We start from the raw sequence: 23,446 nt of genomic DNA, 5'->3' as shown, positions 1-23,446 counted from the left end.
GAAGGTGTTTGTTATTTGGGAAGCAGTTAAATCGAGAGTACAAGAAATGAATGATCATTTCTCAGTGTCATTCGCAGAAAATCCAAGTAAGTATTTTCGACGTCTTGTGTTTCTGCTCATCTTATCATTGCTGCTAACAATTGCGATGTTTTTGTTGCCGGAAAAAATCCGAGAAGAGCAAGTAAATAGTCTCGTTTATTCATCCATACCAACCAGTAAATTAAAACCTTTTGCTTACAGCCAAGCGGATCAGAAAATCAAACAAAGCCGAGCGATATCGGTGATGTTCAGCAAACCGAACGGGAAAACCTATCAGGATGTGCTGGATGTCTTTAATGATCTTGAGCTTATGGAAGAATTGAATCGACCGATCTTTTATTATCCGATCGTTTATGATGTACATGAACTGGAACAAAAATATAACATACGAACGGATGAAGTGACATTTATTTTCTTTGATGGAGGAAAAGAAGCAAATCGGATAACTGCGGGTAAGGGAGGAATAACTGATTTTGATAAGGAGTTGATCCCTGAGCTGAATCGACTACCGTTAGCCAATATCAAACAATTAGAAGAAGAAATGGATAGAACAGGAACAGCTTCCCCAAATGCCGAGACTGCTAATTGAGTCGTTAGCGTGATGAAATGGTGGCTCTATATAGTGCTATTTTTAATTATCAGAACAAGTGATGTTTGATCTTCAAAATAACAAATGAAAAAAAATGAAAAATATAGTTGACGAAATTCAAAAATTCGATTAGACTTAAATCAATTCTTAAGGAAAGGGTGACCTGTAATGAACTTATCAAAACGTATTTCAGCAGAGAACAAAAAAAATTGGCGCAGCTGGCGTAGATAAGTTGTATTAATGGTGAAACTTTCCCATAGATACAACTTTTTAGAGTGCATTTCTAAAGCTTGTATCTATGCTAGACATGAACGTTGACTGCCGCATAGATCCTATCTATGCGGTTTTTTGTGTAAAGACAATGACCGTTTTGGCCATTGTCTTTTTTTGTAGACTGGATACTTGCCTGATTATAATAAATAAAAAGATTGACTTTGCAGGAGGAAAAAAATGAAAAACAAACGTTTAATAACAGTTGTAGTAATTATTTTAGTTTATTTAGCAGGTGCATTTATTTATGGAAAAGCCTCAGGCGAAAAAGAAAGTACTTCGACGAACCAGACAAAGAAAACAACAGTTGTCGGGGTATTGCAATATGTGAGCCATCCGGCATTAGATGAGATTTATCGAGGGATCAAAGATGGCCTGAAAGAAGAAGGATTAAAAGAAGGAGAAAATCTTGAAATCAAATTTCAAAATGGACAAGCCGATCAGAGCAAGCTAGCCACAATGAGTCAACAACTAGTACAATCCGATCCTGATGTTTTGATCGGAATCGCAACGCCTGCTGCTCAATCATTAGCAAACACGACTTCGTCCATCCCCGTTGTATTAGGTGCTGTAACGGATCCTGTGGGGGCTGGATTAGTTGGTTCTTTAGAGAAGCCTGGTGGAAATGTGACAGGTGTTTCTGATCAGCCGCCTGTTGCTTCACAAATCAAGCTTGCTTCTGATTTGCTGCCAAATGCAAAAAAAGCCGGAATCTTGTATGCTTCTTCGGAAGATAATTCAAAGTACCAAGTAGCACAAGCGGAAGAAGCTGCAAAAAAAGAAGGGTTAGAAGCAGTAAAATATGCGGTGCCTTCCACTAACGAGATTGCACAAACGGTTCAAGTGATGAGCCGACAAGTCGATTTTATCTATGTTCCATTAGACAATACGATTGCCAATGCTATGCAGACAGTGGTGAAAGAAGCGAATAAAGCAAATATCCCCGTCATTCCTTCTGTTGATACAATGGTAGAACAAGGCGGACTAGCAACAATCGGGATCAATCAATATCAATTAGGGCTTCAAAGCGGTAAGATGGCGGCAGAACTTGCGAGCGGAAAAGAAAAACCGGAAACGACGCCTGTTTATACGTTTGATCAAGGGGATACAGTGATCAATCAATCTCAGGCTAATCGCTTAGGAATCACGATTCCCCAATCGATGAAAGAAAAAGCCAAAATCATTACAGATGACTCGCAACAAGAAACATCTAAGGAGGATGACAAATGATCGTATCAGCTATTTCACAAGGCATGCTTTGGGCAATATTAGGATTAGGGATTTTCATGACCTATCGGATCTTAGATTTTCCTGATATGACGACAGAAGGGTCCTTCCCATTAGGTGCTGCTGTCTGTGTGACAGCTATTACTCATGGGGTAGCGCCGATTTTAGCTACGTTATTGGGCGTAGGCGCTGGTATGGTAGCAGGACTCATTACAGGGTTACTTTATACAAAAGGAAAGATACCGGTTATTCTAGCAGGGATTTTAGTGATGTCAGGATTGAACTCAGTTATTTTGTTTGTGATGCGAACACCAAATCTTTCTTTATTGAATCATCCGATTCTACAAGACAGCTTCCATCGCTTTGGGTTACCGGATTACTTTGACACAGTCCTTCTTGGCTTCATCTCTTTGGGCATCTTGATTGCTGTACTGCTATTCTTCTTCAATACAGATTTAGGTCAAGGCTATATTGCGACAGGAGACAACGAAACGATGGCTCGGTCGTTAGGGATAAAAACCGATCGTATGAAAATTTTAGGTTTGACTTTGTCTAACGGTGTCATTGCGTTATCCGGTGCGCTGATTGCCCAGAATGACGGATATGCAGATGTAAATAAAGGGATTGGCGTGATCGTCATCGGTCTTGCTTCCATCATCATCGGTGAAGTGATTTTCCAAGAATTGACGCTAGCAGAAAGATTGATTGCTATTGTTGTCGGCAGTATCATTTATCAGCTATTGATCTTAGTAGTAATCAAACTAGGGTTTGACACGACTTATCTGAAGTTGTTCTCCGCTATCATCTTAGCTATTTGTCTGATGATCCCGCAATTGAAGAAAGCACTGAACTTAAAAACGGGTTTTGAGAAGGAGGCCTAGTAATGACAGATATATTGACAATCAAAAACGGCAGAAAAGTCGTAAACAATGGAATGAATGAAGAGAAAGTGCTATTGGATGAAATCAACCTTACAATCAGAGAAGGGGACTTCATCACTGTCCTTGGAGGGAATGGTGCTGGAAAAAGCACATTGTTCAATACGATTGCTGGTACGCTTCAACTCAGTCAAGGATCGATCTCTTTTAAAGATCAGCTGATCACAAAAGATTCAGAAGAAAAAAGAGCACGATTTCTTTCTCGGGTTTTCCAAGACCCTAAGATGGGAACGGCACCCCGGATGACTGTAGCAGAAAATCTGCTGCTTGCACAAAAAAGAGGACAAAAGCGGAAATTCCGTTTACGTAACTTGAAAAATCAAAAAGAAGATTTTTTCAGACTATGTCAAGAAGTCGGTAATGGCCTAGAACAACATTTGGATACTCCAGCAGGGGAATTATCTGGCGGTCAACGGCAAGCATTAAGTTTGCTGATGGCGACGATCACGGCTCCTGAACTACTGTTATTAGATGAACATACTGCCGCTTTAGATCCTAAAACAGCTAAAGCATTAATGCAGTTAACAAATCAGCGGATCAATGAACAAAAATTGACTTGTCTCATGATCACGCATCGAATGGAAGACGCCTTGAAATACGGAAATCGTCTGATCGTACTCCAAAAAGGAAAAATCGTTCAGGATCTTTCTGAAAAAGAAAAGCAACATTTGACAATGAGCGACCTTTTGCAGTTCTTTGAAGAAGTAGTGGATTGATTTCGACAGAAAAATCCCTTTCAGTAGAAGAACTTGAAAACTCATTGACATCTTCCTTTGATTCATCCTATACTTAAAACAATAAGCAATTGAACATATTTGGGTGTTTTGTAGGATCACGTAGTCAATGATTTTAACAATTAAATAGAATATTCTTTGCTCTGACAAGTAAACGATGAGAAAAGAATTTGCTACTTTCCACCTAGACGTTTCGTACTTTTTCGTATCAAACGCTAAGTGGCTTTTTTTATTGAAGCAAGAACAAAGGAGGAATAAGATGATTTCTGGAAAAACCAAATTAGCTGGGCTCTTTGCTGATCCGGCTTCTCACAGTTTATCTCCATTGATGCACAATACTGCTTTTGAAGCAAACAACATCGATGCGGTATATTTAGCTTTCAAAGTAAACCCAATGAATTTAAAGCAAGCAGTCGAAAGTATTCGAACTTTTGATATGTTAGGTGTAAACCTTTCGATGCCGAATAAAACAGCGGTTATTCCTTATCTGGATGAGGTAAGCCAGGAAGCACAATTGATCGGAGCAGTGAATACGATCGTGCACGAAAAGGGTCGTTTGATTGGCTATAATACCGATGGTGCGGGCTTCATGCAATCTGTGCAAGTAGCTGGGATTTCGGCCAAAAAGAAAAAAATGACTCTACTGGGCGCTGGAGGTGCAGCAAAGGCAGTCACTGTTCAAGCGGCGTTAGACGGCGCTAAGGAAATCGTAGTTTATAAACGAAACAACCAAACATTCGCTCAAGTAAAAGAAACATTCGAACAACTCAGCTATCGAACTTCTTGTAAGGTAAAAGTTCGTGACTTTGCCGATACGGATCAATTAAGAAAAGACTTGAAAGAAAGCTGCCTTCTAGTGAATGCAACAGATATCGGGATGGGCAAGAAAATCGATCAGTCACCGCTCTTAGATATAAACATGATGCATGAGAATCTAGCGGTTTTTGATTTGATTTATGCACCTAGAGAAACACGTTTATTAAAAGAAGCAAAAAAAGTAGGAGCAAAAGGATACAATGGACTTGGCATGTTGATCTACCAAGGAGCAATCGCGTTTGAATTATGGACAAAGGAAAAGATGCCGATCCATGTGATTGAAAAGCTGTTTGATTAAAAAAGGATAATAGATAAAGATTTTTTATTCTCGCATAAACGGTCTCAAGAAAAGTAATTCTTTATGTATCGAAGCATTTATTTCGTTATTTTTTATTAAATTATCAAAAAATGATAGGCTTTTGTCGATTGGTTATCGTATCCTTTATTTATCAGTAAGAAACGAGGAGGAACCACAATGAGTCGGATGGATCGCTATAAGGACATCCATAAGAAGGCGAAACCTCTGAAGCGGGATACGGGGAGTATTTTTGCTAGAAGAGAACGAAAACGAACGCGTATGGAAAATGAGGAAGATGCTACCCGTATTTATGAAAGAGAGCAGCATTCATTTGAACATTTGAACCAACACGAACAACAGATATATAGAGATGCACCAAGAGCAGAAGAACAACAAAAAAATAAAAAATTTTTCAATCGGCAAAAGAAGAACAAACCGTTGAAACCTCGAAGAAAGCGATCGTGGAAAAAAATCATTCTATCGATTTTGCTTGTTTTGATCCTTTATTCAGGTATCTCATTTTTTATTGGTAAATATGTAGCTGAACATGACACAAGCTTAGAGGCAGCGACTTCAGAAACCTTTCATGGGCAAAAAGCGACGAATGGTGCGCATAATATTTTGATCCTTGGAAGTGATACACGCGGAGAAGATGCCGGGCGAGCCGATACGATCATGGTCTTACAGTTGGATGGCCCTTCCCATAAGCCGAAACTGATTTCTTTTATGCGTGATAGCTTCGTTACGATCCCAGGGGTAGGACAAAATAAGATCAATTCAGCTTATGCATACGGAGGAGCCGATCTAGTGCGTCAGACTTTAGTAGAAAATTTTGGAATCAATTGTCAATACTATGCGAAAGTCGATTTCAAATCGTTTGAAAAAGTGATCGATGCCTTATTCATGAACGGAGTGAAGATCGATGCAGAAAAAGATCTGAATCTGGATGGTGTAGATATTAAAAAAGGGGTCCAGAAGATGGATGGACATGTTCTTTTGCAATATGCACGTTTCCGAATGGATGAAGAAGGAGACTTTGGCCGTGTCAGACGCCAACAGCAAGTAATGAACGCTATTTTCAGCCAATTGAAGAATCCATTGAATCTGATCCGTGCACCTTATGCAGCTGGTAAAGCTTTAGGGTATACATCCACAGATGTCACTGCTTGGTTCTTGACGAAAAACCTCTTTTCGATTGCACGAGGAGCTGGCGGCATTGATCGGTTAAGTGTGCCAGTAGACGGTTCGTGGAATTATGGGCAAAGTGATTATGCTGGCAGTATTCTTGAAATTGATAATCAAATGAATCAAGCTGCTATTACAGATTTTTTGAATAAATGATCATAAAAAAGATCAAGAAGACAAGGCTTTTGTCATGAATCAATCAAACGATTCACTCGTAAAAAACGCTTTCTTATGGTAGATTATAACCAAGAAAGGAGCTGTTTTCATTGGATATCTATCTGAACTTCAAAAATGAGTCTCGTGAAGCCATCGCATTTTATGAAAAAGTTTTTGAGACTGAAGCATCAGGTATCACCACATACGGTGAAATGCCTGGAATAGAACAAATGAACTTGCCAGAAGAAGCAAAAAATCTAATCACGAATGCACGGTTGAACATTTATGATACATTAGTTATGTTTGCAGATACGCCAGAAGGAATCGGTCCTGAATTGATTGTTGGAAATAATGTTTCTTTAGTCATCCAAACAAGAAATGAAGAAGAAACGAAGCGTCTATTTGAAAGCTTAGCTGAGGGTGGTAAGATTGAGATGCCGCTGGATACTGTTCCGTGGGCTCAATTGTATGGGATGGTAACTGATCGATTTGGCATCAACTGGCAGATTAACCAAGAGTGACAGCTAAAGATGAATATTTTCTAGAAACATCAAGCAGTAAACGGAACATCGTTTGTTTGCTTGATGTTTTTTGTGCCTGTTTCGACTATACGGTATCTTTTTTTTATTGCCAGATGCGAAAATATGTTCCATAATAGAGAAGTCCGCAAAAAATCAAGTAACGGAGGTCAGAAGATGAAGACGGTGATACTAGCTGAAAAACCTTCACAAGCAAAAGCCTATGCCGAAACCTTCCAACAGCGAAAGCGGCATGAAGGGTATTATGAAATCAGCGATCCATTGTTTGCTGGTGAAGTAACCATCACTTATGGTTTTGGACATTTGGTAGATATGGTTGCTCCAGGAGCTTATGAAGAGCGTTGGGCAAAATGGTCGTTAGAAAATTTGCCTATTTTCCCAGAAACCTTCCGTTACGAAGTTCCAAGGGACAAACGTGCGCAATTTTCGATCGTAAAGCGAGAGTTACAGTCAGCCGATACCATTATTATTGCAACAGATGGTGATCGAGAAGGTGAAGCCATCGCGTGGTCGATTATTCGACAAGCAAACGCATTTTCTAAGGAAAAGAACTATTTACGTTTATGGATCAATTCTCTTGAAAAAGAAGCAATATATGAAGGTTTTAAGAATCTCCAACCTGGAAAGAACTATTTTCCAAAATATAAAGAAGCGCAAGCAAGGCAGAATGCTGATTGGCTGATTGGAATGAACGGAAGCCCATTATATAGCTTACTGCTTCAACGAAAAGGGATTGATGGTAGTTTTTCTCTTGGTCGTGTACAAACGCCGACACTCTACATGATTTATCAGCTGCAAGAAGAAATCAAACACTTCAAAAAAGAAACGTACTTTGAAGGAGAAGGTTTAATTACGACAAACAAAGGACAGTTTTCAGGAAAAATCGTACCAAAAAAAGCATTTAAAACACAAGAAGAGTTAACGAAGGAAATAGAGAAATTCGGAGCACATTTAGGTAAGCAAAACGGAAGGATTCTTGAAGTTACGAAAAAGGAAAAGAGGTTGCATAGCCCACGTTTATTTTCGCTATCTAGTTTGCAGACAAAGATGAATCAGCTAATGAAAGCAAGTGCTAAAGCCACACTTGATGCTGCTCAAGGATTGTATGAAAGCAAATTTCTAAGCTATCCAAGAACGGATTCCTTTTACATCACAGAAAATGAGCATCAGTATCTGGTTAAACATCTGCAAAACTATAAAAAGTTTTTAGGAATAGAAGAAGTACAGACAACTGAGATCAGAGCAAAGAAACGGTATGTCGATGCGAAAAAAGTTCAAGAACATCACGCAATCATTCCGACAAAGACGATTCCGACTCCTGCACGCTTTGCGAAGCTATCTAAATTACAGCAAGCAATCTATTTGCAAGTCTTACGTACCACTGTGGCTATGTTTGCCGCAGATTATATTTATGAAGAGACGACTGTAATGACCGGTGTACAGCAATTAAAGCTAAAAAGTATCGGAAAGATCCCATTACAACAAGGGTGGCAGGAAATCTTGCGCATCAAGTCAAAAAAGAAAGAAGCTCAGACTCTTCCTCCTATCGTAGAAAATGAAGAAGCAGAAGTAGAGCTGAAAAGTATGGAGAAAGAAACACAACCTCCGAAACCCTATACCGAAGGAACCTTAATCACAGCAATGAAAACTGCGGGAAAAACGCTGGATAATGATGAAGCGCAAGAAATCCTCAAAGAAGTAGAAGGAATAGGGACCGAAGCTACGCGGGCCAATATCATTGAAAATCTTAAGCAGAAACATTACATCGAAGTCAATAAAAACGAAATAATCGTTACGCCAAAAGGAATCACTCTTTGTAAGGCAGTAGCTAATGAAGCATTGCTGACAAGTGCAGAAATGACTGCACGCTGGGAAGGATACTTGAGAAAAATTGGTAACCAAGAAGGGACGCCATCTGTTTTTTTAGAAAACATCAAAAAATTCATCTTACATTTATTGGCAGAAGTACCTAATCAAATCGATAAGGTAGATTTCTCAGATGAGATCAGCGGAACACGCCAGATAAAAGCGATGGAGAAGAAAAACGATCAATTAGGAAGATGTCCAAAATGTAAAAAAGGGATAGTCATGCTTTATCCTAAAATCGCTACATGCTTGAACCCAGAATGTGACTTCAAATTGTGGCCAACAGTAGCTAAAAAGAAGCTGACTAAAACAAATCTCAGAGATTTGTTTTCAAAAGGAAAGACAAGTAAAGTTGTCAAAGGTTTTACTGGTAAAAAAGGGAAATTCGATGCAGTTTTAGTATTAAAAGAAGATATGACGATCGGTTTTTCTTTTCCATGGATCGAAAACAGCGGAACAAAAGCAGTTGATGGAAACAAAGAAACATCAAGAAAAAATAATGAAAACGAAGTAGAGTAAATGAAAACAATGAAATAGCAGAATATTTATTCCGAAAAGTGAGAATATAAATACCAATAAAACTAAAAAATATCAGTCAATCAAGCAAAAATGTTAGGGTAGGCTGATTTTATATAGATAGCAAGGAGTTTTTTTATTTGAAAAAAGTGCATTCATTTTTAAATTATCTTATGGGAGCAATCACGATTGTGGCTGTGTACCAAGCATTTCTAAAGTATCCTGATTACGGGACGAAGTTGTTGTCATTGACGCACAATCAAACAGCATATTCACCAACGTTGATTTTATCGACTTTGACTGCAGGAGCTAAAAGCGCTACTTATTTTTTTCATAAAACGACAAGCATGCTGAAGCGAAAGAAACAGCGTAAACAATTATTGATGGTGGTAGGGGCTATGATCATTATTTATTTCCTACCAGTTATTACGCAAGTATTCCATCAATATTTTGGTTAAGAATACGAGAGTTTGTGACAAAAGTCATGTCACAAACTTTTTCTTTACCATTTTTTCGTAAGAAAAAGCAAATCAATAGTATATACATTGATTAAATGTATATACTTGGATATAATGTACTTACTATAGAACGGTATAGAGGGTGGCGAAATATGAAAAAAATGAAAAAGTATAAAATTAGAAAATCCGGCAATAGCGATGTAACAACTATCCCACCAGAAGTAAAAGAATTCATGGGTGTGCAGACGGGTGACGCAATCAGTTATGTTTTTCAATCTGATGGTTCTGTACGAATGATCAAAGCACAAGAAGAACCTGATATTGATTCATTAGTTGATTCGATCATGAATCAATATGAAGACGCGTTAAAAGATTTGGTTGATTTATGAGGTATCTTTCGACTAAAGAAATTATCAAAATCAACGCAAAAGTTATTTTACGTTACTCACCAGGCGAAATGATTGGTGTAAAAGATGCCAATGCATTAGATATGGCTGTTAAACAGCCTTCACAAGCAGTATTTAATCAAGAACTCTATCCCGAAGTCTATGAAAAAGCAGCAATTTTAGCAATTAATTTAGCTAAAAAACATCCTTTTCATAATGGTAATAAACGAACTGCTCTTGTTGCCATGCTGTTGTTTCTTCAATTGAATAATTGTTCAGTTGCTTTTTCTCGTCAAGAAGCTGTTGATTTTATCATATTGATTACCACTAGTTCATTGGATTTCGATTCACTAAAGTCCAAGATAACCAATTATTTACGACAAACCGCAATAAAATGAACGAATTAAAAACTTTATTTCTCAATTAGATCAGCATGTCATTAAAGAATATGCTGATTTTTTGTATGGTTGTTTATACAAAATAGTTTTTTCATAAAAATATGGATTAATTTTGAAATAATTGATTTAAAAGGAATACAAAAGTGTGAATAGTAGGAAATAGTGGTTTAGAACTAGTAGTTTGATTTTTTATATATTTTAGTTTACATAATATATATTATACAAAGTAGTTTTAAAAAATAATAAGCCTCTCTCGAACGGTTTTTTATTAAAAATCGTCATTTTTCCATCAAAATCTACTTGTGCAAAATTATAAAAAAATTTTGCAGTTTTTCTTACTTTTTCAGCGTTTAATTAAATGATAAAAACCATTTTCTTTATACAGTTAATCAGATTACGACTCACTGTATTTATGTTTGCCATCACTGAAGGATTTTTAATCACATAGATAAATCATTTACTTAAGTTTTAGTTGTCATTGATATCGATTCGATTATTTAATCAGCAGATTACATTTCATACTTATGGATCATTTTCGACCGAATCGATCATAATCATTCTGTTTATTTGCTTACCTATAGATATCAATAAAAAACCTGCTTAACAGCTGAAATATCTGTTAAGCAGGTTTTGATTTTTTAGTTCTTACTCATTATTTCTTATAATACAGTGTTCAATACTTCTCTTAAAGCACTTGTTGATTTGCTGAACATTGCTTTTTCTTCTTCGTTGATGGACAATTCAACAACTTCACGAACACCATTTTCGTCAACGATTGATGGCACACCTGTAAAGATATCTTTTTCGTTGTATTCACCAGTTAAGTAAGCAGATACAGGCAATACAGCTTGTTCGTTATTCAAGATAGCTTTTACGATACGTGCAGTACTCATACCAATACCATAATAAGTTGCTTTTTTACGATCAATGATCTCATAAGCAGCATTACGAACTTTATCAGCAATTACATCTAATTCGTCTTTTGCGATACGATGATCTTTTTCTACAATTTCAAAAACTGGTTTACCACCAACAGTTGTATGTGACCATGCAGCAACTTCTGAATCACCATGTTCACCTAAGATATAGCCGTGAACGCTACGTGGGTCTACTTTTAATTTCAATGCGATTTCTTTACGGAAACGAGTTGTATCCAATGTTGTACCAGTACCGATAACACGTGATGTTGGCAGGCCTGACTCGTTCCAAGCGATATATGTCAAAATATCTACTGGATTTGAAGCAACAACGATAATTCCGTCGAATCCTGATCCCATGATTTCTTTGACGATTTGGCGCATGATTGACGCATTTGTCTTAACTAAATCTAAACGAGATTGGCCAGGTTTTTGGTTGATACCAGCTGTGATAACAACGATATCTGCATCTTTACATTCTTCATAACCGCCTGACCATACAGCAACGTTTTCATCGCCCCAAGCCATACCATCTAAAAGATCCAGTGCTTCCCCTTCTGCTTTTTCTTGGTTCACATCGATCAAGACTAATTCATTAGAGATTCCTTGGTTGATCATTGCATAAGCGATACTTGTTCCAACAAAACCTGTACCGACGATTACTACTTTACGACTTGTTTTTTTCATGAATAAACAGCTCCTTTTTCATAACTATTTGTTACTTTCATGGAAATTATAGTCTTGTTTATTCATTTTATCAATATGTTAATTATAATAGTTGTTATTATAATTTTTGATGGAAACGAATTCCTAAATACGTACAACAGATAACTGATAAACGATTACACCCATGTACCCTGCCAACACAACTAAAAGTACTAACGCTATCACTAATGGAGCTACTTTAGCTCCACCTTTATCAAAGCTATACTTTTTCCTTGTACGCTTTAGAACTGAAAATAAAACCAAGCCAAAAATAATTAACCATAATAAAAAGCCAATCGCACCTAAAATCAATATCCCTTCATTTACGATTGAAATTCCTATATCCATTTGCTCTGCTCCCTCATTGTCCCATCTAAAGTTTTGTTTTGTTATAAACGTTTTTCTTTACTTTGTCCGTATCAGTCAATCCTTTTTCGTAATTTTCTTGGATCGTTTTCTTTTGTATTTTATAGGATGCAGCTAACTGTCTTTTAAATCGGCGTTTGTTTTTTCGTATACTGGTGCCTTTTAGATATTCATAGAACTGTTTGACGATAAAAATGAACAGATAGACGGCAAAAAACGTGGACAATCCGTATCGGATGAGATACATAGCAACGAAGGTGGCAAAAATACCAGTTCCTTCATTTTGTGCTAAGACAGCAAATTCGCTTAAAAAAGTTATGATAAATGCAAAATTTCCCATGCTTCACCTCATTGTAAATAGTAAATAGTTGCCGTATCATCCTTTGATTTCTTTAAAGAGATAGAAAATATCACTTACGATAGTTTTTATATTGCTGCTGCTTCTGAAAACCCTTATTACCAGGTGCGTTACTCTTCGTACTTGAACTTGCGGACATCTTTTTGCTCAACAGAACAGTAAATAGAATCACGAAAAAAAGAGCACCTAATAACACAAAACGATACTTAGACAAGTACATAGCGAACGCGGAAAATAAATCAGTTTGTCCAACAACGCTGTAAGCAGCTAAACCACTTAACCAAGCCTTTATCATTTTCATCTCCTCCTCCCTTCTTCAATCACATTATCTAAAGGATACAATAAAAGAAGTTTAAAAAAGGAACTGCTTTTTCTTGTTTATGAAAAAACTGTTCCTTCTATATGTTTATTGGAAGATAAGAAATGAGTACACTAGTATCGGATATACCTTATGATATGTACCAAACAAAAGTCTATCTGTCTGACTAACCTATTGAAATGAGTGAATATTATGAAGAATAAGTCCAATGGTTCATCTTGGATAAAGTATGTCTTTTTGAGTGTCCTCTATTTTTTTCTGCCACGTGTCCAATTAACAATGGATTCCCATCTATGGACGCTAATCTTCCAAGTTAGAAAGATCAGCGTATCTATCATCACTGTATGCTTACTAGTGAGTATTTATCAAATGAAGAGAAGGCACAAGTGGAAACAGCCACTACTAAAACATCTATTTATAGCAACTTATCTCCTATATGGTGCCATCAACTTTTTCCTTCTTCTCTTGATTGAGTTTAGTTAATACGCGGTTAAGACTTTGAATAGTCTTACCTGTTTTTTACATGTCAGACTGTTCTTCTTATCGGGTGTTTCTCCATTCATTGGGTGTACATGTTGAATACTTTTTGAATAATTTGAATAAAGAAGTGGTTTGTTTATATCCGATGCGATTAGCAATCTCTTCCAACGAAAAACTCGTTTCTTGAATCAATTCCAATGCAAAGTCAAATTTTTTTTGTAGAACCAATTCTTGAAAAGAAGCATCAAAATACATTTTCAATTTATTACTAAGGTAGACCGGATTGTAGCCAAAATGAGCCGCTGTTTCTTTTAACGTACAAGAAGTAAAATGCTTATCGATATAATCCAATATACCAAGCATCTCGTTTTCTGCGTATCCATCTGCTGACGAAAAGGTTTGCTGTTCTAATAAATGAGTCAATTCGATTAGTAGTAGTGATATATATAGGTTTAGTGAACGGATTTTATGACTGTATGTATCAAAATAAATCAACAGCATATTTTCAATCAAATGCGTCAAACGACTCGCTTTTCCGCCATGAAAATGAATGAATTGCGTATGTTCTCCCTTTTCTTTTGCCGCATTGATCAAAAAAGAAGAAAGCAGATTATTGGTGCTTGCCAAATGGTTCAATATTTCTGTAGATAAGGTCTCTTCCTTTAATAAGATGTTGATTAAAATATCCTCTTGACCTGTGTATTCAATTCTTTGAGTAGCTTCTTTATCAATGATTACCACGTCACTTTCTTCCATATCCACTCTTTCTCCATTGATGACCTGTGAACATCTTCCGCTATACATATAATTGATTTCAACAAAATCATGTGTATGCTCAGGAACTTCCGCATATCGACGGTGTTTACTGATATGAATATTTCCGTTTTGAAATAAATCTCCTCGGTGGATTTTTGGTGGTGTCTGAAGATGATAAGCTAAGTTTAAGTCATTGACATTCTTTCCTTGTTCACGCTGCAGAGTTTCGATTGATTCTTCATTACGCAAAAAAGTGTCTAATTCAGCTAGTTCCAATTGACTTCCTCCTTCTTGTAAGCAGTTTCTTTCGCTTATTAGTTTACGCTGTACTGCAATTATATGCAAAGCTATTTTGGTTTTCACAAAGACTTTCTATGGTTGGGACATGAATTTCCTGTGGTTCCGCTATTGAGTGAAGAGCTACTTCATACTATATTTTTGATAAGCGCTTACAAAAAAGTGAAAGGGATATGTGTATGAATAAAAAAATGATGAAATTTTCTCTACTGTCAGTCTCTCTTATTTTGACTTCTGCTGGTGCGGTCACATCAGCGATTCCCAGTATGTCAGCTACTTATGCCACGCGTTCTTTATCTGCTGTTGAATTATTAACGACTGCTCCATCTTTTATGGTCACTATTTTCGTTTTGTTTAGTAGTTTTATTGCTAGGAGAATCGGACAAAAACAGACTGTGATCATCGGGTTAGTGATTGCATCGATTTGTGGTGTCCTCCCCCTCTTCTCGCAAAGTTACAGTATCGTCTTAGCTTCACGAGCTGGGCTAGGCATTGGCTTCGGATTGATCAATTCTTTGGCAGTCAGCATGATTGCTGCCTTTTATCACGGAGATGAACGTGCATCTATGATTGGTTTTCAAAGTGCATTTCAGGGATTTGGTGCAGCTCTAATGACATTTGTTGCAGGACAACTAGTACAGTTCGGCTGGCAATATACTTTTTTAGTCTACGCCATCAGCTTACCTATTTTAATCTTGTTTGTTTTGTTTGTTCCTAGACCTGAAACAACTGAGATTCAAGTACAAGGCACAGCTTCAGCAAGACAAGTAATCAAAACAAATCCCAAAATGATTAGTTATGGTATTTTTCTCTTACTGATCATCGTGGTATATAATGCTGTCTCAATCAAATTAGCCACAGTCTTGACGACCTATTCTCTAGGAGACGAAACCAATGCAGCGAATATCTTGACCATCATGCAGTTGGCAAGTATGGCCGCCGGAGTTTGTTTTGGCTGGCTTCAGGCAAAAGCACATCGTTATATGCTTACTCTTTCTTTACTACTGATGGGTATTGGCTTTGTATTGATTGCCAGTGCCATGAATCTGTATGTGATTGGATTTGGCGCGATTTTAACTGGGATTTCTTTTTCGTTATTCATTCCTTATTTATTCAACCAAGTGAGTATCCAAGCGCCTAAGCATGCGGAGAGTTTCAATACTTCGATCTTACTAGTTGGCGCTAATTTAGGCACTTTCATTGCACCATATGGTTTGCTTTTTCTCTCTTTTGTTTCTCTTGGAAGTAAGACACTTGCTGTTTTCGTTAATGGCAGTATCTTGCTGTTGATTAGCGCGCTTGTTAGCGTTCTAGTGGTATACAGGACGAATAGAAAGACAGTGATAAGAGTAGATGAAGAAATAAAAGAACAATTGACAACAAAATAATTTTGATGGAGGTCGCGCAAAATGACAAATGAAAAATCACAAAATAGATGGCTTTGGTATCCTGGAGACTTTGAGATCCGCCATGGACTGCTACAAAATTTCCAACGAGAAGAACGAGGTTTCGACTGGCCGGCGTACTGGTACATGGATGATTGTCATCGGAATGTCAAGTTTAAGAGATATTACTTTCTTGATCATCCTTCTATGTTCAAAGTGACGATCCAAGGAGTTGGGTACGTAGAAATTAATGGGCAAAAGCATCCATGTGGAAAATGGCTGACTTGTCCGGCTGGTAAAGTAAAAATTCGGATCTTCGTTGGACATACATCTGGGCTACCAGCGATGTTTATCGAGGGAGATGAAATAAAATCAGATATCGGCTGGACAGCAAGCAACTTTATTGAAGAATACCCAGCTGGCTGGAGTCCACTCTATGTCGATATCGCTAAAGATCCAAATCAAATCTATTATCAAAAAGAATGTGTCCATCCAGTTACTGAAACGGAGGTTAATGGAGGAGTCTTATTCGATTTTGGACGAGCAGTGAATGGCTGTGTAGAACTAATATCTCTGGACGATCCTATCGAATCCATCACTCTATGTTATGGAGAGTCCGATGTAGAAGCTATGGATATCGAGTATTGTTACTATAAACAAATTGGAATGACAAGAAAAATGAAAGCTCGTAAACGCGCTTTTCGCTATTTGTTTATACCGGAGGTTTCTACTGGAATGGTTCAACTTCAAGTTTTTCATGAATTTTTATCTCTTTCGAAACAAGCTACTTTTTCAAGCGATTCTTCTTTATTGAATCAGATCTGGTCAGTATCAGAAGAAACTTTCAAGTTATGTAGTGATTTGTTTTTTATCGACGGTATCAAACGAGACCGCTGGATTTGGTCTGGAGATGCGTATCAATCATTTATGATCAATCAATATCTTTTCTTTGACGAGGAAATCAATAAGCGAACGATATTCGCATTAAGAGGACAAAATGAAATCAAGCAACATATGAATACGATTGTCGACTATTCGATCTTATGGCTGATTGGCATCGAAAACCACTATATGATGACGAAAGACTGCGAATTTTTACGTATTGTCTATCCTAAGATGCAATCATTGATAGGGTACTTGATGGAACAAACGAATGAATTAGGGTTTATTTATGGAAGAGAAAAAGATTGGATCTTTATTGATTGGTCTGAAATGGATAAAGAAGGAACGCTTGCTGCAGAACAAGTCCTATTAATGAAAGCCTACCACTCTATGATCACTTGCGGAAATATCTTAGCTGAAACATATGGAGAGGCTGAAATTTATCCTACTGATCTCTATCAAGAAAAATACCAGGTATTGAAACAAAACCTATTTGACTACTTTTGGGATGAAGAACTTGGCGCTTTTATCGATTGCTATGAATCTGGGAGAAGAAATGTGACGCGTCATGCGAATATTTTCGCTGTTTTATTCGATTTTGCTAACAAAGAACAACAGCAATCGATTTTAAAGAATGTCTTGTTGAATGACTCGATCACACAGATCACTACCCCCTATTTTAAATTCTATGAACAAGATGCCTTATGCAAACTAGGACAGACGGAAATCGTCTACCAAACGATTCTTGATTATTGGGGAGGGATGTTATCACATGATGCGGTAACTTTCTGGGAAGAATACGACCCTACTCAAACAGGAAATGAAAAGTACAGTATGTATGGAGATCCTTATGGAAAAAGCTTATGCCATGCATGGGGAGCAAGCCCAATCTATCTTTTAGGACGCTATTTTATCGGTTTGTATCCAACAAAGCCAGGTTATGAAGAATTTATGATACAACCTAATCTAGATTCATTTGAAACACTGAATTGTACGCTACCTATCAAAGATGGAATGATTTCGCTTGAAAAAATAGAAGATAAGATCGTGATTACTTCTGATAGAACAGGCGGAACAGTGAAAATGAATGGTAAAAGTTATCCTCTTCTAGCAAAACAGCCACTTGTCTTAACAAGCCATTCAAAAATAAATGCATAAAACAAAAAACTGCTTGCGACCTATCAGAAAACATTCGATCGTCTTCTGATATTGTCCAAGCAGTTTTTATTTTGAAGCTTGCTTAATTCTGTTCTTTAGAAACAATGTTTGTTCTTTTTCCGGCAAAAAGAAAGCTAGATAATACGACAAGTAAAAAGAAAGCGATGATTCCGACTGTCAATGCCATTTGACCGTATTCTCCTAGTTTCCCAAGTACAAGTCCTGGTACTAGATAATCAGTATCGGCAAATGTAGAAGAAGCGATTTTAAGATCTCCTAATACCGGAAGGATAAATAATGGCAACCAACTAATCAATAAGCTATTGAAAGCAGAACCTAATACCGCCCCTCTTCTACCGCCAGTCGAGTTGCCGAAAACACCAGAAGCAGCTCCGCAAAAGAAATGGCCGACTACTCCAGGGATGATGACTGTAGTCTGCAAGCCTATCATGGCAAACATCGATAGCGTTCCTACAAAGAAGCTGACAAAAAAGCCAATCAATACAGCATTAGGTGCATATGGAAAAACGATAGGGACATCTAACGCTGGTTTAGAATCAGGTACAAGTTTTTTTGCGATTCCTTGGAATGCTGGAACGATTTCTGCCAACACCATCCGAACCCCTTGAAGGACGATAACAAACCCTGCTGTAAATGTTCCAGCTTGGATCAATGCAAAGATTACAGCATTATCTCCATTGCTTAATTCTCTTTCAACAAATCCAGGACCTGCTAATAAGGCAAGTGCGACATATACGATTGACATCAAGAGCATGATCGATACAGTAGAATCTCGCAAAAAACTGAAACTTTTAGGAATCTTTATGTCCTCCGTAGAGCGGTCTTTATTTCCAAAGAACTTACCGATCCACCCGCTAGACGCGTAACCGATATTGCCGGTATGCCCCAGCGCAACTTGGTTGTTCCCAGTAATGTTTTTCATGAATGGTTGACAAAGCGCGGGCGTAATAGTTAATAGTGTTCCTTCAAAAATCCCTCCTAATAAGATCATCCACACGTTTGCAGTAAATCCAGCGCTTACTAAAATGACTGCTGTCAGACAAGAAACATAAAGCATCGCTTGACCTGTAAGAAAAATAAATTTATATCTTGTGAATCGAGCAAGTAGAATATTCACGATCATCCCTACTAGCATGATCAAGGCAGTAGGTGTCCCGAATTGTTGTAAAGCAATCGCCACTACTGCTTCATTACTTGGAACTACACCTTGGGTATGCAGAGCCGTTTGGAACATCGAAGCGAAAGGGGTTAATGAATTACTGATCAGTCCAGCGCCGCCAATCAATACTAAGAATCCGACAAATGTTTTGATGGTTCCTTGGATCACTTCTGAAAATTTCTTTTTTTGCAGAACAAGCCCAAGCAGTGCAATCAGAGAAACGAGGATGGAGGGCTGACTGACGATTGAAACAAACAAATTCAACAATTTATCCATTGATATTTCCTCCCTTGAATCATTTTTATTCTTTTGACAAGATCTGTTCTACTTTTTCTTTTACTTCATCACTGTCGATGATCGATTGCAACGGCACAAGTTTTTCATCCGGTATAGAAGTAAGTGTATCTTTCAAAGAATGTTCAATGAAGAAATAATCCGCCATATCGCTAGATACACTCCCAACATCCGTATGACTTACTTCGAAATCGTCCACATCTGCTCCAAGATCTGCAAGAGCTTGTTTGATGTTCATCTCTACCATAAAACTTGTTCCTAATCCACTTTGACACACTGCAAAAATTTTCATGTTATTCGTCTCCCTTTTTTATGATTGCTAGTATTTCTTCTTTTGTTGAGGCTTGTAATAGTTCTTGAAGATTTTGTTTATTAGAAAGTAGCTTGGTTAAATTTGCCAACGCCCGAAGATGTGCCTCGTTATCGATAGCGGCTAAACAGATAAATAAGCTGATGGGATGAGCAGGATCATCGATTAGATCAACTGGCTGTTGAAGTTTCAGCAAAGACATCCCTACTTCGTTTACACCGTCTTCCGGACGAGCATGCGGCAGTGCGATGTGGTCGCCGATGTGGATAAACGCACCATACTGCTCCACACGTTCAATCATCGCTTTGATATAACTCTCCTCTATTTTATTCTTTAATAATAGCGGTTGTGCGGCAAGTGTGATTGCTTCTTGCCATTTTTTTGGTTGATCGGATAATTGGATCATTTCTTCTGTTAATAATTCAGATAGCATAGGACGTTGATCCTCCTTCTTTTCTAAAAGTTTGTTCATTTTACGATTTAAGACTTGATAGAGCTTTTCTTCATCTACACCTTCTTTTAATTCGATATATGGAAGTAGCGCAGCTAGCAATTCTTGAGCAGAAGGCATGGAGAATCCTGGTATCAGCCAATCTCTTTGTACTTGATTGATCAGCTGGTTTTTTTCCAAGTCAGTCATGATTGGTTGTAGGACATACAGTGACTTTTTCTTATTCGTAAGCGCGAGAGGCACAGTAGAAAAAACGATATCGTAAGAAGTTTCATCAACCTCGTGCAAGCGATCAGCTGAATTGGTCTCTGTAAAAAGGATCATCGGGAATAATTGCTGAAGTTCGCTTTTTAAGATCAATGAAGAGCTAATGCCACTTGGACAGACGATCACGGCTCTTATTTTTCTGTTTCTTTCTTCTTCATCTACTTTTCTTATTTCTCCGCCGAATAGTATAGTGAAAAAACCAACCTCTTCTTCAGGGATGCTCTTCCCTATCCGTTTTTCTAACGGACGCAATGCTTTTCTTGTCATTTCATAGATGGAAGCATATTGATGTTTGATTTGATCAATCATCACATTAGGCAAGTAAAAAGAATAAGAAATACGAAAATAGGCAGGTACCAAGTGATAAAAGACATTCATCAATAATTCACGAAATGAATCAAATTCTACGGCCATCAGGAATTCCATGCGATGGATGACTTCTGAAGAACATTCCAGCAAAAAATCAAGTGCAGGCTCCTGGATATCTCCTTCAACAATGGAGGCTAAGCAAAGAGAGAGAAATAGAATCTCTGACTCTAGATGTTCGGAATAGCCTAAGCCAGTCAATATTTGTCGGCTGATGTCATTGATCGCAAGAGAAGCTAAAAGTTCAGCATCTTTTACCTTTTCTACAGATATTTTCCCCATTCGATTAGTGGTCAAACTTAAATAATACGCTAACTCATCCATTCGATTGGGTGCAAAGCGTAGATCTGATAGAGAGATTGTGTTATCTAACAAATCTCTAGCTTTTGCATAACAATCAAGAGAAAGCATTGCGGTTAAATACGTGAGACCAAATCTTCCAGCAAGCGATTGCATTAAACGAGCGGTGCGATTTTTTGCTTCCTTTCTCAATATTACTTCTGCCCCCAGTAGCCTAAAGCCTGCTTTTCTAGTATATGTCAGCTGACATTCTTCCCCTTCTAATTCTTTTCTTACTTTTTTGATATCCGATAGGACTGTTCCTTTAGAAACCTGAAGAAAGTCTTGAAAATGAAATACAGAAATAGGTATGCTATTCGAATAGACCATCAAATAAAGAAGATCTCTACGCTCTTGTTCGGTGTACACCGCTTCAAAGCGAGTGATATTCACGTATTTTTCTGCCCAGTCGATCGCTCGAAATTTTTTCAGATGGATATGGGTCTCATCCATATATTCGGCAAAGGGAGTTAGTTGGTTGATTGCCTCGTCTATATTTACTTCGATGATCTCGGCTGCTCTTTCTAGACTGATTTCTCTGGGTGTTTTCAGGAGATAACTAATTTTGTAGTTCACAGCGCTGTTCACCTCCTATTTGTATTCTAGTATGATACCGCTTTTAAATCGAGGGTTGTTTGGTACAACTTACAGTTAGATTTTTTTACGACTGTACCAAACGACCTCTATCGGGTTACATAAAAAAAGCAGGTGACCAAATGGCTCCCTGCTTTTATGAATTAATGATGATCGTGTTTCTTTTTTGAAGTCAGTTCTTCAAATTTTTCTTTGACCTCTTCAACCGCTTTTTCGATATCTTTTTCAAAGTGATTAGGTTCGTTAGGCTCTGATTCTTCTTCTACAGAATTTGAACCAGATGAAGCTGTTTCTTTGTTTTCTGTTTCACCGGAGTTTGTACCAGCTAATGATTCTTCTTTATCTTCTGTTTCACCAGAATTAGTACCTGCTAAAGCTACTTCATCTTCCGTTTTAGGGGCCATTGAACCTCTTAATCGTTTGTGTTTTTCACCATCATAATTTGTCATATTGGTTCCTCCTAGTAATTCTATACTTTTTCATCGTACAATAAGACAGTTTGTGCGTCAAAAAACAAACCCGATTCTTACAAATATGTCATGTTTTCATCTTTTATTTTCTGATTCTTGAATGCCTTTGATTCCTTCTTCCAAAATTTTCATCTGTAAGATTGTTTCTTCATCTTTAATGACTTTTTCAGCGCCATTGACTAATGTCTCGTAAATGCCTTCGTAGACGCGACTATAATCACCGACCTCGGAAATCACTTTTTCTTCATGATAATCCCCTTGTTCATCTATATAAGTCAATACACCGTAGTGTTCGGGCAAGTCGATCCCAAAGTCTTCATGATCAGGCATATAAAACATTTTAAGATGTTCTTCTTGCCGATCTTTCGTTTGTTTCACGAACATCCCCTTTTTTCCATAAACGACGAAACTTGGACGTTCTTTGATACGGAAATAGCTGGATTTTATCGAAATTTTCATGTTTCCGTAGAAAAAGTCCAAATCGAAGTAATCATTCATTCGTCCTTTCCCTAATAGTTGACGAACATCATAACGGATATCATCTGGTTCGCCGAAATAAGAAAGAACTTGGTCTACTGTATGACAAGCATGTCCATATAAATAGCTGTTTGCAGTAGAAAATTCATGCGTATTTTCTGGTACTTCCGGTCTGAAATAATCGTAATGCATTTCTACTTCTAAAATATCCCCTAATTTTCCGCTTTCGATTACTTTTTGGACTGTCAAGAAGTCAGAATCGAACCGTCTGTTTTGGTAACATTGGATAAATAGCCCTTTTTCTTTTGCTAATGCAAATAACTCTTCTGCTTCCTTTGACGTTTCTGCAAAAGGTTTTTCTACCAATACATTCTTTCCATGTTCGAGTGCCATTTTTCCATATTCATAATGAAATTGACTTGGCGTAGTAATGACAACTAATTGGATCTCAGGATCGTTCCAAAGATCAGATAACTGATCGGTATATTCGATGTCTTCAAATGTTTCCCACACTGGTTTAGATGGGGAAAAAATTTTTTTGATATTGATTTTGTCCGTAAGTTTTCTTGAAAATGGCAAATGATAGCGATTTGTACTCTTTCCATTACCGAGATAAGCGATTGTAAGCATGATTTGTACCTCCTTTTATTGTTGTTTTCA

At 37.5% G+C, this 23,446-nt stretch carries 23 protein-coding genes; 13 read left to right on the top strand and 10 right to left on the bottom strand.

From position 1 onward, the window contains the following. Nucleotides 1-4: 4 nt before the first annotated feature. The 11 genes from RWU19_RS07480 to RWU19_RS07430 all read left to right on the top strand — a co-directional run bounded on the left by RWU19_RS07480 (nucleotide 5) and on the right by RWU19_RS07430 (nucleotide 10,415). A complete protein-coding gene (locus RWU19_RS07480; protein ID WP_123837969.1) occupies nucleotides 5-628 on the top strand; it encodes a hypothetical protein in 624 nt (207 codons plus the stop codon). A 450-nt stretch (nucleotides 629-1,078) separates the two neighbouring features. Then, nucleotides 1,079-2,128, top strand: a complete 1,050-nt coding sequence (gene trpX, locus RWU19_RS07475; protein WP_123837968.1) for a tryptophan ABC transporter substrate-binding protein — start codon at nucleotides 1,079-1,081, stop codon at nucleotides 2,126-2,128. After that, nucleotides 2,125-3,006 (top strand): ABC transporter permease, encoded by an 882-nt coding sequence (locus RWU19_RS07470; RefSeq protein WP_002309295.1) that lies wholly within the window; start codon nucleotides 2,125-2,127, stop codon nucleotides 3,004-3,006. Before trpX ends, RWU19_RS07470 begins: the two co-directional genes overlap by 4 nt. A 2-nt stretch (nucleotides 3,007-3,008) precedes the next feature. Further along, complete coding sequence (locus tag RWU19_RS07465) at nucleotides 3,009-3,779, top strand: ABC transporter ATP-binding protein (RefSeq protein ID WP_002335710.1); 771 nt, start codon at nucleotides 3,009-3,011, stop codon at nucleotides 3,777-3,779. Between the two features lie 277 nt (nucleotides 3,780-4,056). Next, nucleotides 4,057-4,911 carry a shikimate dehydrogenase gene (gene aroE / locus RWU19_RS07460; protein ID WP_316002483.1) on the top strand — a complete coding sequence of 285 codons (855 nt, stop codon included), beginning with the start codon at nucleotides 4,057-4,059 and terminating at the stop codon, nucleotides 4,909-4,911. A 177-nt stretch (nucleotides 4,912-5,088) separates the two neighbouring features. Next, a complete protein-coding gene (locus tag RWU19_RS07455) occupies nucleotides 5,089-6,252 on the top strand; it encodes an LCP family protein (protein WP_123837966.1) in 1,164 nt (387 codons plus the stop codon). Nucleotides 6,253-6,362: 110 nt separating this feature from the next. Next, complete coding sequence (locus RWU19_RS07450; protein WP_002339296.1) at nucleotides 6,363-6,773, top strand: VOC family protein; 411 nt, start codon at nucleotides 6,363-6,365, stop codon at nucleotides 6,771-6,773. A 174-nt stretch (nucleotides 6,774-6,947) separates the two neighbouring features. Then, nucleotides 6,948-9,176 (top strand): DNA topoisomerase III, encoded by a 2,229-nt coding sequence (topB, locus tag RWU19_RS07445; protein ID WP_316002482.1) that lies wholly within the window; start codon nucleotides 6,948-6,950, stop codon nucleotides 9,174-9,176. A gap of 170 nt (nucleotides 9,177-9,346) precedes the next feature. Further along, nucleotides 9,347-9,631, top strand: a complete 285-nt coding sequence (locus RWU19_RS07440; protein ID WP_002313773.1) for a hypothetical protein — start codon at nucleotides 9,347-9,349, stop codon at nucleotides 9,629-9,631. Nucleotides 9,632-9,783: 152 nt separating this feature from the next. Continuing rightward, nucleotides 9,784-10,020 carry an AbrB/MazE/SpoVT family DNA-binding domain-containing protein gene (locus RWU19_RS07435; protein ID WP_002289715.1) on the top strand — a complete coding sequence of 79 codons (237 nt, stop codon included), beginning with the start codon at nucleotides 9,784-9,786 and terminating at the stop codon, nucleotides 10,018-10,020. Continuing rightward, entirely contained in the window at nucleotides 10,017-10,415 is a 399-nt protein-coding gene (locus RWU19_RS07430) for a type II toxin-antitoxin system death-on-curing family toxin (RefSeq protein ID WP_123837964.1), read from the top strand. Before RWU19_RS07435 ends, RWU19_RS07430 begins: the two co-directional genes overlap by 4 nt. Nucleotides 10,416-11,074: 659 nt before the next feature. Here RWU19_RS07430 and RWU19_RS07425 read toward each other — a convergent pair. The 5 genes from RWU19_RS07425 to RWU19_RS07405 all read right to left on the bottom strand — a co-directional run bounded on the left by RWU19_RS07425 (nucleotide 11,075) and on the right by RWU19_RS07405 (nucleotide 14,565). After that, a complete protein-coding gene (locus RWU19_RS07425) occupies nucleotides 11,075-12,019 on the bottom strand; it encodes an L-lactate dehydrogenase (protein WP_002329192.1) in 945 nt (314 codons plus the stop codon). A 123-nt stretch (nucleotides 12,020-12,142) separates the two neighbouring features. Then, nucleotides 12,143-12,385, bottom strand: coding sequence for a hypothetical protein (locus RWU19_RS07420; RefSeq protein WP_002329193.1), 243 nt, complete (start codon nucleotides 12,383-12,385; stop codon nucleotides 12,143-12,145). Nucleotides 12,386-12,410: 25 nt separating this feature from the next. Further along, nucleotides 12,411-12,743 (bottom strand): hypothetical protein, encoded by a 333-nt coding sequence (locus tag RWU19_RS07415; protein ID WP_002309277.1) that lies wholly within the window; start codon nucleotides 12,741-12,743, stop codon nucleotides 12,411-12,413. Between the two features lie 70 nt (nucleotides 12,744-12,813). Next, entirely contained in the window at nucleotides 12,814-13,056 is a 243-nt protein-coding gene (locus tag RWU19_RS07410; protein WP_123837981.1) for a hypothetical protein, read from the bottom strand. Between the two features lie 564 nt (nucleotides 13,057-13,620). Then, complete coding sequence (locus RWU19_RS07405) at nucleotides 13,621-14,565, bottom strand: AraC family transcriptional regulator (RefSeq protein ID WP_024635189.1); 945 nt, start codon at nucleotides 14,563-14,565, stop codon at nucleotides 13,621-13,623. A 221-nt stretch (nucleotides 14,566-14,786) separates the two neighbouring features. On the opposite strand from RWU19_RS07405, the gene RWU19_RS07400 reads away from it, so the two are divergent. Together RWU19_RS07400 and RWU19_RS07395 are read left to right on the top strand one after the other, a co-directional pair. Beyond that, the gene (locus RWU19_RS07400) at nucleotides 14,787-16,001 is read left to right on the top strand and encodes an MFS transporter (RefSeq protein WP_179189353.1); all 1,215 of its coding nucleotides are present in this window, start codon (nucleotides 14,787-14,789) and stop codon (nucleotides 15,999-16,001) included. A gap of 21 nt (nucleotides 16,002-16,022) precedes the next feature. Then, on the top strand, nucleotides 16,023-18,038 hold the full coding sequence (locus tag RWU19_RS07395) for a family 78 glycoside hydrolase catalytic domain (RefSeq protein WP_123837963.1): 2,016 nt from the start codon (nucleotides 16,023-16,025) through the stop codon (nucleotides 18,036-18,038). An 82-nt stretch (nucleotides 18,039-18,120) separates the two neighbouring features. Here the strand turns inward: RWU19_RS07395 and RWU19_RS07390 are convergent, their stop codons facing one another. The 5 genes from RWU19_RS07390 to RWU19_RS07370 form a co-directional block, all read right to left on the bottom strand. After that, nucleotides 18,121-19,494 carry a PTS ascorbate transporter subunit IIC gene (locus RWU19_RS07390; RefSeq protein ID WP_002313768.1) on the bottom strand — a complete coding sequence of 458 codons (1,374 nt, stop codon included), beginning with the start codon at nucleotides 19,492-19,494 and terminating at the stop codon, nucleotides 18,121-18,123. Between the two features lie 25 nt (nucleotides 19,495-19,519). After that, the gene (locus RWU19_RS07385; RefSeq protein ID WP_002309270.1) at nucleotides 19,520-19,804 is read right to left on the bottom strand and encodes a PTS sugar transporter subunit IIB; all 285 of its coding nucleotides are present in this window, start codon (nucleotides 19,802-19,804) and stop codon (nucleotides 19,520-19,522) included. 1 nt (nucleotide 19,805) lies between these two features. Next, nucleotides 19,806-21,821: a BglG family transcription antiterminator gene (locus RWU19_RS07380; RefSeq protein WP_123837962.1), complete on the bottom strand. Its 2,016-nt coding sequence runs from the start codon at nucleotides 21,819-21,821 to the stop codon at nucleotides 19,806-19,808. A gap of 161 nt (nucleotides 21,822-21,982) precedes the next feature. After that, nucleotides 21,983-22,288, bottom strand: a complete 306-nt coding sequence (locus tag RWU19_RS07375; RefSeq protein WP_123837961.1) for an rRNA processing protein — start codon at nucleotides 22,286-22,288, stop codon at nucleotides 21,983-21,985. A gap of 96 nt (nucleotides 22,289-22,384) precedes the next feature. Beyond that, nucleotides 22,385-23,416, bottom strand: a complete 1,032-nt coding sequence (locus RWU19_RS07370; protein WP_002339285.1) for a Gfo/Idh/MocA family oxidoreductase — start codon at nucleotides 23,414-23,416, stop codon at nucleotides 22,385-22,387. Between the last annotated feature and the right edge of the window lie 30 nt (nucleotides 23,417-23,446).

It is taken from the genome of Enterococcus sp. 2STP (assembly GCF_032465635.1).
In the GTDB taxonomy this organism is placed as follows: Bacteria; Bacillota; Bacilli; order Lactobacillales; family Enterococcaceae; genus Enterococcus_B; species Enterococcus_B lactis.
Note: the sequence above shows the minus strand (reverse complement) of the source record. Positions and strands in the feature narration are given on the sequence as shown.

Bases quoted from the DNA above. Each gene is read 5' to 3' on its own strand.
- RWU19_RS07435 (WP_002289715.1), top strand. From the start codon at position 9,784: ATGAAAAAAATGAAAAAGTATAAAATTAGAAAATCCGGCAATAGCGAT.
- RWU19_RS07465 (WP_002335710.1), top strand. From the start codon at position 3,009: ATGACAGATATATTGACAATCAAAAACGGCAGAAAAGTCGTAAACAAT.
- RWU19_RS07390 (WP_002313768.1), bottom strand. From the start codon at position 19,494: ATGGATAAATTGTTGAATTTGTTTGTTTCAATCGTCAGTCAGCCCTCC.
- RWU19_RS07415 (WP_002309277.1), bottom strand. From the start codon at position 12,743: ATGGGAAATTTTGCATTTATCATAACTTTTTTAAGCGAATTTGCTGTC.
- RWU19_RS07425 (WP_002329192.1), bottom strand. From the start codon at position 12,019: ATGAAAAAAACAAGTCGTAAAGTAGTAATCGTCGGTACAGGTTTTGTT.
- aroE (WP_316002483.1), top strand. From the start codon at position 4,057: ATGATTTCTGGAAAAACCAAATTAGCTGGGCTCTTTGCTGATCCGGCT.
- RWU19_RS07430 (WP_123837964.1), top strand. From the start codon at position 10,017: ATGAGGTATCTTTCGACTAAAGAAATTATCAAAATCAACGCAAAAGTT.
- trpX (WP_123837968.1), top strand. From the start codon at position 1,079: ATGAAAAACAAACGTTTAATAACAGTTGTAGTAATTATTTTAGTTTAT.
- topB (WP_316002482.1), top strand. From the start codon at position 6,948: ATGAAGACGGTGATACTAGCTGAAAAACCTTCACAAGCAAAAGCCTAT.
- RWU19_RS07370 (WP_002339285.1), bottom strand. From the start codon at position 23,416: ATGCTTACAATCGCTTATCTCGGTAATGGAAAGAGTACAAATCGCTAT.
- RWU19_RS07455 (WP_123837966.1), top strand. From the start codon at position 5,089: ATGAGTCGGATGGATCGCTATAAGGACATCCATAAGAAGGCGAAACCT.
- RWU19_RS07400 (WP_179189353.1), top strand. From the start codon at position 14,787: ATGTGTATGAATAAAAAAATGATGAAATTTTCTCTACTGTCAGTCTCT.
- RWU19_RS07375 (WP_123837961.1), bottom strand. From the start codon at position 22,288: ATGACAAATTATGATGGTGAAAAACACAAACGATTAAGAGGTTCAATG.
- RWU19_RS07420 (WP_002329193.1), bottom strand. From the start codon at position 12,385: ATGGATATAGGAATTTCAATCGTAAATGAAGGGATATTGATTTTAGGT.
- RWU19_RS07410 (WP_123837981.1), bottom strand. From the start codon at position 13,056: ATGATAAAGGCTTGGTTAAGTGGTTTAGCTGCTTACAGCGTTGTTGGA.
- RWU19_RS07440 (WP_002313773.1), top strand. From the start codon at position 9,347: ATGGGAGCAATCACGATTGTGGCTGTGTACCAAGCATTTCTAAAGTAT.
- RWU19_RS07470 (WP_002309295.1), top strand. From the start codon at position 2,125: ATGATCGTATCAGCTATTTCACAAGGCATGCTTTGGGCAATATTAGGA.
- RWU19_RS07395 (WP_123837963.1), top strand. From the start codon at position 16,023: ATGACAAATGAAAAATCACAAAATAGATGGCTTTGGTATCCTGGAGAC.
- RWU19_RS07385 (WP_002309270.1), bottom strand. From the start codon at position 19,804: ATGAAAATTTTTGCAGTGTGTCAAAGTGGATTAGGAACAAGTTTTATG.